Origin of the sequence: Lysobacter sp. K5869 (assembly GCF_018847975.1) — a bacterium.
In the GTDB taxonomy this organism is placed as follows: Bacteria; Pseudomonadota; Gammaproteobacteria; order Xanthomonadales; family Xanthomonadaceae; genus Lysobacter.
Window position 1 is genome coordinate 4,471,914 of record NZ_CP072597.1, and the last position, 12,190, is coordinate 4,484,103.

A 12,190-nucleotide genomic window follows, 5' to 3' on the forward strand; every position below is an offset into this window, starting at 1 on the left:
GGCTCCCGCCATCGTGTCCGCGCCGGCGACAAAACGAGCGCATCGTTACCCGACCCCAAGCCGCGATTTTTCGCCGCGCAAAGAAAAAGCGGGCCGAAGCCCGCTTTTTCATGATCCGACGATGGCGCGGAGGCTTACGCCGCCGGCACGCCCTCGCCTTCTTCCACGGCCTTCATCGACAGGCGGATGCGGCCCTGCTTGTCGACTTCCAGCACCTTGACCTTGACCACGTCGCCTTCCTTGAGCTTGTCGGAGACCTTCTCGACGCGCTCGTTGGAGATCTGCGAGACGTGCACCAAGCCGTCCTTGCCCGGCAGGATGGTGACGAACGCGCCGAAGTCCATGATCTTGGCGACCTTGCCTTCGTAGATCCGGCCCGGCTCGACGTCGGAAACGATCTGGTCGATGCGCGCCTTGGCGGCCTGCGCGGCGGCGGCGTTCACCGAGGCGATGACGATGGTGCCGTCGTCCTGGATATCGATCTGGGTGCCGGTTTCCTTGGTGATCGCCTGGATGGTCGAGCCGCCCTTGCCGATCACTTCGCGGATCTTGTCCGGGTGGATCTTCATCGTCAGCAGGCGCGGCGCGTACTCGGACAGCTCCGAGCGCGAGGTGGTGATGGCGTGGGCCATCTCGCCGAGGATGTGCAGGCGGCCGGCCTTGGCCTGCTGCAGCGCGACCTTCATGATCTCTTCGGTGATGCCCTGGATCTTGATGTCCATCTGCAGCGCCGAGATGCCTTCCGACGTGCCGGCGACCTTGAAGTCCATGTCGCCGAGGTGATCTTCATCGCCCAGGATGTCGGACAGGACGACGAAGTTGTCGCCTTCCTTGACCAGACCCATGGCGATGCCGGCGACCGGCGCCTTGATCGGCACGCCGGCGTCCATCAGCGCCAGCGAGCTGCCGCAGACCGAAGCCATCGAGGACGAACCGTTCGACTCGGTGATTTCCGAGACCACGCGGATGGTGTACGGGAATTCTTCCATCGTCGGCATCACGGCGAGCACGCCGCGCTTGGCCAGACGGCCGTGGCCGATTTCGCGGCGCTTCGGGCCCATCATGCGGCCGCACTCGCCGACCGAGAAGGGCGGGAAGTTGTAGTGGAACAGGAAGTGTTCCTTGTACTCGCCCGAGACGGCGTCGATGATCTGGCCGTCGCGCGCGGTGCCGAGGGTGGCGACCACGATGGCCTGGGTCTCTCCGCGGGTGAACAGCGAGGAGCCGTGGGTGCGCGGCAGCACGCCGACCTTCGAGGCGATCGGGCGCACGGTGTCGAGCGCGCGGCCGTCGATGCGGATCTTGGTGTCGAGCACCGAGCTGCGCATGGTCTGGTATTCGAGCTCGCCGAATTCCTTCGACAGTTCGCCCGCGCTCCAGCCTTCGGATTCGGCGCGGCCGGCCAGCGACAGCAGCACGTCCTTCTTGATCGCCGAGATGGCGTCGCGGCGCTGCAGCTTGTCGCGGACCTGGAAGGCCTGCGCCAGCTGGCCGCCGACGGCGTCCTTGAGCGCGCCGATCAGCGCGTCGTTCTTGGCCGGGGCTTCCCAGCTCGAGGGCTTGGTGCCGGCTTCCACGACCAGTTCGTTGATCGCGTTGATGACCTTCTGCATCTCGCGATGGCCGAACATCACCGCGCCGAGCATGACGTCCTCGGACAGCATCTTGGCTTCGGATTCGACCATCAGCACGGCGTTGGAGGTGCCGGCGACGACGAGTTCGAGTTCGGAATCGGCCAGTTCGGCCGCGGTCGGGTTGAGCAGGTACTGGCCGTTCTTGTAACCGACCTTGGCCGCGCCGATCGGACCCTGGAACGGCGTGCCGGCCAGCGCCAGCGCGGCCGAGGCGCCGATCAGCGCCGGGATGTCGCCGTCGACTTCCGGATTGAGCGACATCACCGTGGCGATGATCTGCACTTCGTTACGGTAGTCTTCCGGGAACAGCGGGCGGATCGGACGGTCGATCAGGCGCGAGATCAGCGTTTCCTTCTCCGTCGCGCGGCCTTCGCGCTTGAAGAAGCCGCCCGGGATGCGCCCGCCGGCGTAGAACTTCTCCTGGTAATCGACGGTGAGCGGGAAGAAATCCTGCCCCTCGCGCGCGCTCTTGGCGGCGACGGCCGACACCAGCAGCACGGTGTCGTCCATCTTGACGATCACGGCGCCGCTGGCCTGACGGGCGACTTCGCCGGTCTCCAGGGTCACCTGATGGTTGCCGTACTGGAAGGTCTTGGTAATTTTTGCCACGTTGGGTTCCTTCGGTATCTATGCGTTCCGGTCGGGGCCCGTGCCCCGCTCCGGTCGGCCGCCGGCGCAAGCGACCTGAGGATGGTTGTGTCGCGCGCGCGCTCCGCGCCGCGTCGCACGTGGCCCGAAGGCCGGTCCAGTTCGACGACCGCGCTCGCGCTTCGTCGCTGGCGGCGCTGCGTCCTGCATCGCCAAACGGGGTTTTCGTCCCCGCCAAAACAAACCGCGGCGCATCGCTGCGCCGCGGTTGGGTGTCCGATTAGCGGCGCAGACCGAGCTTCTCGATCAGGGCCTTGTAGCGCTCGTTGTCTTTGCGCTTGAGGTAGTCGAGCAGACTGCGGCGGCGGTTGACCATCATCAGCAGACCGCGACGGCTGTGGTGATCCTGCTTGTGGGCCTTGAAGTGGCCGGTCAGCTGTTCGATGCGGGCGGTCAGCAGGGCGACCTGGACTTCCGGCGAGCCGGTGTCGTTGGCGCCGCGCTTGTTGTCTTCAATGACTTTCTGGGTGTCGATCGACATGGTGTCTTCTCTATCTGGATGCGCGGCCCGCAGAAGCGAATCGGCGCGGTCATTGCCGCTCCGACGCACCGCCTGGCCCGCCGCTTGCTATGGTTGGGAATCGCTCTTCGCGCCGCTCGCGCAACCGCTTAGGGTTGGAAGTGCTTGAAAAGCGGCGAGATTGTAACAGCCCGCTGCGACGATTGCGACCTTTGGCCGATACGAATCGGAACCGTCCGGGCGATTCGCGGGCACCTTCGCGGTGCCGGACGAATGCCTGTTCAGTTTGTCGCCGCGATCAGCCGCCCTGCGCGGCCCAGCGGAACAGCCGCTGCGGCTGCAGGCGTCCGCCCGCTTGGCGCAGGCCCAGCCCCAGGCAGCGCCCGGTTTCGCCGTAGATCGCGACCAGCCCGGGCTCGCCCTCGGCGCAGGCCACGGCCTGGCCGTGACCCAGGCGCTGGGCGGCGGCGGCGTCCAGGGCGACCTGTTCGAATCCGCTCAGGCCGGCCTCGATCGGCAGCAGCAAGGCGTCGAGGATGCGGTCGTCGCCGCGCTCGGCCAGCTCGCGCAGCTGGTCCAGGGTAAGCATCGCCGGCTGCAGGAAGGGTTCGACCCACAACCGCCGCAGGGTCGCCACGTGGGCGCCGCACCCCAGCGCCTCGCCGAGGTCGCGCACGAGGCTGCGCACGTAGGTGCCGGAGCCGCATTCCACGTGCAGTTCCAGGCGCGGGCCGTCGCGGCCGGTCAGGGTCAGCGAGTGCACGGCGACTTCGCGCTCGGGCGCCTCGATGGCCTCGCCGCGGCGGGCCTTGGCGTACAGCGGCTCGCCGCCCTGCTTGAGCGCGGAAAAGATCGGCGCGCGCTGCAGGATGACGCCGCGCAGCGGCGCCAGCGCGGCTTCGATGGCCGCATCGTCGAGTTCGGGCACCGGCCGCTCGCGCAGCGGGGCGCCGTCGGCGTCGTCGCTGTCGGTGGTCAGGCCGAGCACGGCGGTGGTCGTATAGGCCTTGCGCGCGCCGAGCAGCAGGCCGGCGATCTTGGTCGCCTCGCCGAAGCACAGCGGCAGCAAGCCGGTCGCGAGCGGATCCAGGCTGCCGGTGTGGCCGCCCTTCTCGGCGCGGAACAGATGGCGCGCCTGTTGCAGCGCCTGGTTCGAGCTCAGCCCTTGCGGCTTGTCGAGCAGCAGCAGGCCGTCGACGTTGCGCCAGGTGCGTTTACGCGTCGTGGTTAAGCGCGTGGTGTTCAAGCAGGCCTTCGCCCCAGGATGGCGGCCGGGATGCCGGCGCGCGGGTCAACGTCTCGGGATGCTCGCATACTGCGCCGGAACGGACGCGTGAAGCGCGCCGCGGACACGAAGCGGCCGCCGGAGCCGACCGGCGGCGGGATGCGAGAACCAATGGGGACCGCGGAGCCGGCGGTCGCGCCCCGCGAACGAGCGGGCGGCCGCGCGGTCCGGCAGGGCGGATCAGTCCTTGCCCTGCTCTTCTTCGCCGTCGGACGCGTCGTCGGCGTCCGCATCGGTTGCGGCGTCTTCAGCGGACACCGGCGCCTCGCGCAGCAGATGCTCGATGCGCTCGCCGCGGTCGACCGAATCGTCGTAGTGGAAATGCAGCTCCGGCACGTGCCGCAGCTTCATCGCCTTGCCGAGCTGGAAACGCAGCTCGCGCGCGAGTTCCTTCAGCGCCTTGACCGCTTCGGCCGAACGCTCCGGCTGCAACGCGGTCACGAACACCTTGGCATGGGCTAGATCGCGGGTGATTTCGACGTCGGACACGCTGACCGACGGCAGGCCGTGCTCGCGCACGGCCTCGCGCACCAGCGTGCCCAGCTCGCGACGGAGCTGAGCGGAGACGCGGTCGGTGCGGTGGAACGATTTGCTGGGCATTAGGAGCGAAAGCGGGAATAGGGAAAAAGGGGAACCAGGGGACTGCGGGAACTCGGGGAACCGAAAACCGGGATCGCTCTCGCCATTCCCCGTTCCCCACTCCCCTCATTCCCGCTCCATCGCCTTACAGCGTGCGCTGAACCTCGATGCGCTCGAAGCACTCGATCTGGTCGCCCGGCTTGACGTCGTTGTACGCCTTCACGCCGATGCCGCATTCGGTGCCGTTGCGCACTTCGTCGACGTTTTCCTTGAAGCGGCGCAGCGATTCGAGTTCGCCTTCGAAGATCACCGCGTTGTCGCGCAGCACGCGGATCGGCTTGGAGCGCTTGACCACGCCCTCGATCACCATGCAGCCGGCGACCGCGCCGAACTTGGAGCTGCGGAAGACGTCGCGGACCTGGGCGGTGCCGATGATCTCTTCGCGGATCTCCATGCCGAGGATGCCCGAGGCGACCTGCTTCACCTGATCGATCACGTCATAGATGATCGAGAAGTAGCGCAGATCGACGCCGTTGGCCTCGATGATGCGGCGCGCGGAGGCGTCGGCGCGGACGTTGAAGCCGATCACCGTGGCCTTGGCGGTCGCCGCGGCGTTGGCGTCGGATTCGGTGATGCCGCCCACGCCGGAGCTGATCACGTTGATGCGGATCTGATCGTTGGACAGCGCGACCAGCGCCTGACGCAACGCTTCCACCGAACCCTGCACGTCGGCCTTGACGACGAGGTTGAGGCTCAGCTGGCCCTCGCCCTTGCCCATCTGGGCCATGATGTCTTCCATGCGGTTGCCGGCGGCGGCGACCAGGCGCGATTCGCGGCGCTTGGCGTCGCGCTGCTGCGCCACGTCCTTGGCCAGGCGCTCGTCCTCGACCACAACGAAGTCGTCGCCGGCGTCGGGCACGCCCGACAGGCCGAGCACCTGCACCGGAATCGACGGACCGGCCTGTTCGACCTGCTTGCCGGTTTCGTCGAACAGCGCGCGCACGCGGCCGTAATGCACGCCGCACACGAGGTAATCGCCCTTCTTGAGCTGGCCCTGCTGGACCAGCACGGTCGCGACCGGACCGCGGCCCTTGTCGAGCGCGGATTCGATCACCGTGCCGGTGGCGCGGCCGACCGGAGCGGCCTTGAGTTCGAGCACTTCGGCCTGCAGCGAGATCGCGTCGAGCAGATTGTCCACGCCCGCGCCGGTCTTGGCGGAGAGTTCGACCATCTGGGTGTCGCCGCCGAAATCTTCGGCGACCACGTCTTCGCTCAGCAGTTCGTTCTTGACCCGCAGCGGATCGGCGTCGGACTTGTCGATCTTGTTGATCGCCACGATCAGCGGAACGCCGGCGGCCTTGGCGTGCTGCACGGCTTCCTTGGTCTGCGGCATGACGCCGTCGTCGGCGGCCACGACCAGCACCACGATGTCGGTCAGCTTGGCGCCGCGCGCGCGCATCGAGGTGAAGGCGGCGTGGCCCGGGGTGTCGAGGAAGCTGATCACGCCCTTCGGCGTTTCCACGTGGTACGCGCCGATGTGCTGGGTGATGCCGCCGGCTTCGCCGGAGGCGACCTTGGTGCGGCGGATGTAGTCCAGCAGCGAGGTCTTGCCGTGGTCGACGTGGCCCATGATGGTGACCACCGGGGGGCGCGGCGCCTTGTCGCCCTGCGCTTCCTCGGCGTGGGCCAGCAACGCGTCCTCGGCGTCGTTGCCGAGCGCCTTGACCACGATGTGGCCGAGTTCCTCGGTCACCAGCGCGGCGGTGTCGTGGTCGATGCTCTGGTTGATGGTCGCCATGACGCCCATCTTGAACATCGCCTTGACCACGTCGCCGCCCTTGAGCGCGAGCTTCTGCGCGAGGTCGGCCACGGTGATGGTCTCGCCGATGGCGACTTCGCGCACGATCGGCGCGGTCGGACGCGAGAAGCCGTGCTGGCCGCCGCCGGAGCGCGACTGCTCGGACTGGCGGCGGTTCTGCTGCGGACGGCCGCCCTTGCCGCGGGTGTTGCTGTTGCTGCGGCGGGCGCGGTCGGACGGCGACAGGTGCAACTGGCCGGCGAAGCGGTTGGCCGCGTCGTCGTCCTCGACGCCGGCGACCATCGCGTGCGAGCCGCGGGTCTTGTGGCGCGCGGCGGCGGCGTTGCGGTCGTCGGCCGGACGCGCGGGTTCGGCGCGGGCCGGCTTGGGATGGCCGTGGCCGTGGGTCGTGGTCGGCGGCTTGCGCACCGAGTCGGCGCCGGCCGGAGCGGCGGCGCCGGTCGCGGCGGCGGCGGCGGCCGGGGTCGCGGCGGCCGGAGCGCTGGCGGCCTCGGCGGCGCGGCGCGCGGCCTCGTCCTCCTCGGCCTTGGCGCGCACGGCGTCCTCGGCGGCGCGGCGGACCGCGTCGGCGGCATCGGCGCGGCGCTTGTCGTCGGCGGCCAGGCGCTGCTGCTCGGCGAGATTGCGCTGCTTGGATTCCTCCAGCTTGCGCAGGATCTCGGCGCGCTCGTCGTCCTCGCTCACCGGCGCGCCGGAGTCGTTCGGCTTGACCAGGGTCACCTTCTTGCGCACCACCACGTCGACCGTGGTGCGGTTCTTGCCGCCGCCGACGGTGATTTCCTGCTTGCGGCTGCGGTTGAGGGTGATCTTCTTCGCCGCCTCGTCGCTGTCGGCGGGCTTATCGGCCTTGCCGTGCGAGCGCTTGAGGAAGCCGAGCAGCTTGACTTTCTCGATGCTGGTCACGACCTGATCGGGGCCGCTGAACTTCATGCCGGCCTCGGCCAGCTGTTCCAGCAACTTCTCGACCGGCGTGTTCACCAGTTCGGCCAGCTTGCGGATGGTGGTTTGCTGCGACATTCGGTTTCCGTGTCCTCTTGGCGCGGGACGCATCCCGCGCGTGATGGCGCCATTCTAGCTCCGCGCGCGCCGCAGGTCCGGCTCGCGCAGGCCATCGCGGCCTGCTCGCGGACCGGGCCGATGCCCGGTCCTGCGAATCCGGCGGGGCCCCGAGGGCCGTGGCCGGCTTGCCGCAAGACGCCCCTGTGGACCTCTTGCGGCCTTCCTCACCTCATTCGAACCAGTGCTTGCGCGCTTCCATGATCAGGGCGGCGGCACGTTCCTCGTCCACGCCTTCGATGTCGGTCAACTCGTCGGAGGCCAGATCGGCCAGATCGTCGCGGGTGACCACCCCGCGCGAGGCCAGCGTGAACGCCAGCGCTTCGTCCATGCCCGCCAGTTCCAGCAGATCGGCGGCGGGCTGATGTTCGTCGAGCTCTTCCTCGGCGGCCAGCGCCTCGTTGAGCAGCGCGTCGCGGGCGCGGGCGCGCAGTTCCTCGACGATGTCCTCGTCGAAGCCTTCGACCGCCAGCAGCTCGCCGACCGGCACGTAGGCGATTTCCTCGACCGTGCTGAAGCCTTCCGAGACCAGGATGCCGGCGATTTCCTCGTCGACTTCCAGCTTGTCCTGGAACAGCTGGCGCGCGGCGTTCTGCTCGGCCTCGGACTTGGCGGTGACCTGGTCCTGGGTCATGACGTTGAGCTGCCAGCCCGACAGGCGGCTGGCCAGGCGCACGTTCTGGCCGCCCTTGCCGATCGCCTGGGCCAGTCGGTCCTCGGCCACGGCCAGATCCATCGAGTGCTTCTCTTCGTCGACGATGATCGACTGCACTTCCGCCGGCGCCATCGCGTTGATGACGAACTGGGCCGGATTGTCCGACCACAGCACGATGTCCACGCGCTCGCCGTTGAGTTCGTTCGACACCGCCTGCACGCGCGAACCGCGCATGCCGATGCAGGCGCCGATCGGATCGGTGCGGTTGTCGTGCGCGAGCACGGCGATCTTGGCGCGGTCGCCCGGATCGCGCGCGCAGGCCTTGATCGAGACCAGGCCCTGACCGACTTCCGGCACTTCCAGCTTGAACAGCTCCATCATGAATTCCGGCGCGGCGCGGCTGATGAACAGCTGCGGGCCGCGCGGCTCGGTGCGCACGTCGAACAGGTAGCCGCGGACGCGGTCGCCGGCGCGCAGCACGTCGCGCGGGATGCCCTTGTCCTTGGGAATGATCGCCTCGGAGTTGCCGCCGAGGTCGACGTAGATGTTGCCGCGCTCCACGCGCTTGACGATGCCGGTGACCAGCTCGCCGACGCGGTCCTTCCACGCGTCCACGACCTGGGCGCGCTCGGCCTCGCGCACGCGCTGCACGATCACCTGCTTGGCGGCCTGGGCGGCGATGCGGCCGAATTCGGGGTTCTCGATCTGCTCTTCGATGTAGTCGCCGACTTCCACGCCCTCGACTTCGTCGACCGCGTCCATCAGGCGGATCTGGCGGTCCACCGAATCCATCACCACGTCGTCGGCCACGACTTCCATGCGGCGGAAGGTTTCGTAGCTGCCGTCCTTCTGATCGATGGACACGCGCACCAGCACGTCCTCGTCGTGGTAGCGCTTCTTCGCCGCCGACGCCAGCGCGGCCTCGATGGCCTCGAAGATGACCTCACGCGGCACGCCCTTTTCGTTGGCGACCGCGTCCACCACCAGCAACAGTTCCTTGCTCATCTCGTCACTCCGCACGGTTCGGCGTGGGCCGCCGGCTCTCGGGTTGGTAATTAAAGGTTTCGATGCTTACTTCTTCGAAGCGTCCGGCTTCGAAGACTTGTCCTTGGCCGGCTTGGCCTTGCCGGGCTTGCTCGGAGCGAAGCCCAGCGCTTCCCAGTCCGGCACGATCCGGCCCTTGTCGATGTTCGCGAACGGCACCGCGAAGCGCGCGCCGTCGACGGCGAAGACCACTTGCTCGCCTTCCACGCCGACGATTTCGCCCTGCAGGCGGCGGCGGCCTTCGTGCGGCAGCTTGAGGCCGACCTTGGCGCTCTCTCCGGCGAAACGGCGGTAATGATCCAGCGTGAACAGCGGGCGGTCGATGCCCGGCGACGATACTTCCAGGGTGTAGTTGCCGCTGATCGGATCTTCGACGTCGAGCTGGGCGGAAATCTCGCGGCTCACCGCTTCGCAGTCTTCGATGCTCACCGAACGCGGCTGCTCGCCTTCCGGCGTCGCGTCGACTTCCGCCGCCGGCACGTCGATGTAGACGCGCAGCGTCGCGCTGCCCGGCGCGGGCAGGTATTCGATGCCGAGCAATTCCACGCCCAGCGACGCCACCGTGGGCGCCAGCAATTGAGCGATTTGCGTTGCCTTGTCCGTCACGCGCCTGAACTCCTAAAGGGTTGCGACCGGCGCAACCCATCATCGGGATGCAATGTTTCCGCGATCCTTCCGCGTCCGCGGCGACGGCCGGTTCGCCATCGATGCCGCACACGCGAAAAAACGGATCGCAACGCCGGTTTACGGAAAGCCGAAAACAACAAGGGGCCCATCGGGCCCCTTGTCCGTACAACTGGATTTCGGCGTATCGGCGCGAGCAGAGCGCTGATACAAAGCCCGACTTTCGATCGAAACGGCCGCTGCTAAGAGCGCGGCCGCGACAGCCAAAAGTGGTAGCGGGGGTAGGATTTGAACCTACGACCTTCGGGTTATGAGCCCGACGAGCTGCCAGACTGCTCCACCCCGCATCAGGCCGACCATTGTAGCGATCGGCTAAACTTTCTGCAAGCCTGCAATCAAAGTTTCATGATCGCCGCTTACCTGCCGAACGCGCCCGGTGTTTCCCGGTGTTTCGCGAAAATCCGTATCGCGTTCGCAGGCCGGCAATCTTAGGCTGTGTTCAAAATAATTCAAGCCCCTGAACGCGATTATTTTTCTCATGACTCATTGAGCATGGTTCGGCGGAGGTTGGATCCCCCATTCCACCGCGATCTTCGGCGGCGCGGCGATGAATGCCGGTTCAGACGCGCCGCGCTTTCGCCGCAGGCTCCTGAGGCCCGATGCGGACGCGCCGGGGCATCGCGAAGGCGTCGCGCGCGAAAGCCCTGCTGCGGGCCCGTGCGCCCGCAGCGCCGACGGCAAAGAAAAAGGGCCGCGTGAGCGGCCCTTTCTCGCAACGTAGTGGCCGCGGCCTCAGGCCGCGAACGCGCGCTGGCACCACTCCATGATCGGGTTCCAAGCGATGCCCAGCGCCAGCAGCGCCAGCGCGTTGACGCCGAACACCACGCGCAGCGGACGGTCTTCGCTCGGCGGCGGCAGCTTGCCTTCCGGCTCGTCGAAGTACATCGCCTTGATCACGCGCAAGTAGTAGAACGCGCCGATCACCGCGAACACGATGCCGACGATGGCCAGCCACAGCATGTCGCCGTGCAGCGCGGCCTTGAGCACCGCCAGCTTGGCCCAGAAGCCCAGGAACGGCGGCAGGCCGGCCAGCGAGGCCATCACGCACAGGATCATGCCGGCCAGCCACGGATTGCGCGCGTTGAGGCCCTTGTAGTCGTCGATCTGGTCGGCCTCGAAGCCGCGGCTGGACATGACGATGATCGCGGCGAACGCGGCCGAGGTCATGATCGCGTAGCTGATCGCGTAGAACATCGCCGAAGCGAAGCCCTGCGCGCCGCCGCCGGCCATGCCGATGAACAAGAAGCCGACGTGCGAGACCGTCGAGTACGCCAGCAGGCGCTTGAGGTTGGTCTGCAGCAGCGCGCTGAGGTTGCCGATCGCCAGCGACAGCACCGCCAGACCGGCCAGCAGCAGGCGCCAATGATCGTCCAGGCCGTGCGCGCCGACTTCGAGCAGACGGTAGGTCATGCCGAACGCGGCCAGCTTCGGCGCGGCGCCGATGAACAAGGTGATCGGGGTCGGCGCGCCCTGGTAGACGTCCGGCAGCCACATGTGGAACGGCGCGGCGCCGAACTTGAAGGCGATGCCGGCGACCACGAACACCACGCCGGTGATCAGCAGCAGCGAGCGCGGGCCGACCGAGGCGGCGAGCGCGATCTGGTCGAGCATCAGGCTGCCGGTGGCGCCGTAGATCAGCGACAGGCCGTACAGCAGCAGGCCCGAGGCCAGCGCGCCGAGCACGAAGTACTTGACCGCCGCTTCCGAGGCCAGCGGGCTGTCGCGGTCCACCGCGACCAGCGCGTAGGAACACAGCGCCAGCATTTCCAGGCCGACGTAGACCATGGTCAGGCTGCCGGCGGAAACCAGGAACATCATGCCGGCGATGGCGAACAGCATCAGCACCGAGACTTCGCCCTTGTACAGGCCGCGCGCGCGCAGGTAAGGCCAGGTGTAGATCAGCGACAGGATGCCGACCACGCCGATGGCGAGCTTGAGCACGTCGGCGGCGGTGTCGCGCACGAACATGCCGCTGAGCACCACGCCCTGCCCGCCCACGTCGAAGGCGATCAGCGCGGTGGCGAGCGCGACCACCAGGATCGAGAAGACGTGGGAGACGATGCGGTTTCGCTCTTCCACGAACAGGTCGAGCATCAGCAGCGCGAACGCGCCGACGACGACCACCAGTTCGGGCAGCAGGGGCATGATGTCGGCGAGAGAGCGTACGGGCATGTTCATTAAGTGCATCTCGTGGCGGATCCGGCCCGGGTGCGAGCCTTGTCTTAGAAGCGAGCGGAGAGGAGCGAGAAGCGAGCGGCGGACTTCCGCGCTGTTCTCCCGTGCCTCACTCCTCGCTGCTACTCACTTCTCTTCTTGCGGTGGCGCG

8 protein-coding genes and 1 tRNA gene are annotated in these 12,190 nt (G+C 67.6%); all 9 read right to left on the minus strand.

What is annotated here, in order from left to right; genetic code table 11:
• Positions 1-134: 134 nt before the first annotated feature.
• Complete coding sequence (pnp, locus tag J5226_RS18685) at positions 135-2,243, minus strand: polyribonucleotide nucleotidyltransferase (RefSeq protein WP_215836007.1); 2,109 nt, start codon at positions 2,241-2,243, stop codon at positions 135-137.
• A gap of 259 nt (positions 2,244-2,502) precedes the next feature.
• Positions 2,503-2,763 carry a 30S ribosomal protein S15 gene (rpsO, locus tag J5226_RS18690; protein ID WP_057947342.1) on the minus strand — a complete coding sequence of 87 codons (261 nt, stop codon included), beginning with the start codon at positions 2,761-2,763 and terminating at the stop codon, positions 2,503-2,505.
• Between the two features lie 277 nt (positions 2,764-3,040).
• The gene (gene truB, locus J5226_RS18695; protein WP_255322851.1) at positions 3,041-3,988 is read right to left on the minus strand and encodes a tRNA pseudouridine(55) synthase TruB; all 948 of its coding nucleotides are present in this window, start codon (positions 3,986-3,988) and stop codon (positions 3,041-3,043) included.
• Between the two features lie 219 nt (positions 3,989-4,207).
• Entirely contained in the window at positions 4,208-4,627 is a 420-nt protein-coding gene (rbfA, locus tag J5226_RS18700; RefSeq protein ID WP_215836008.1) for a 30S ribosome-binding factor RbfA, read from the minus strand.
• A gap of 124 nt (positions 4,628-4,751) precedes the next feature.
• Entirely contained in the window at positions 4,752-7,442 is a 2,691-nt protein-coding gene (gene infB, locus J5226_RS18705) for a translation initiation factor IF-2 (protein WP_215836009.1), read from the minus strand.
• Between the two features lie 211 nt (positions 7,443-7,653).
• A complete protein-coding gene (gene nusA, locus J5226_RS18710; protein ID WP_215836010.1) occupies positions 7,654-9,141 on the minus strand; it encodes a transcription termination factor NusA in 1,488 nt (495 codons plus the stop codon).
• A 66-nt stretch (positions 9,142-9,207) separates the two neighbouring features.
• A complete protein-coding gene (gene rimP / locus J5226_RS18715) occupies positions 9,208-9,786 on the minus strand; it encodes a ribosome maturation factor RimP (protein WP_215836011.1) in 579 nt (192 codons plus the stop codon).
• 288 nt (positions 9,787-10,074) lie between these two features.
• Positions 10,075-10,151, minus strand: a tRNA-Met gene (locus J5226_RS18720).
• Positions 10,152-10,596: 445 nt separating this feature from the next.
• On the minus strand, positions 10,597-12,042 hold the full coding sequence (gene nuoN, locus J5226_RS18725; RefSeq protein ID WP_255322852.1) for an NADH-quinone oxidoreductase subunit NuoN: 1,446 nt from the start codon (positions 12,040-12,042) through the stop codon (positions 10,597-10,599).
• Positions 12,043-12,190 lie beyond the last annotated feature (148 nt).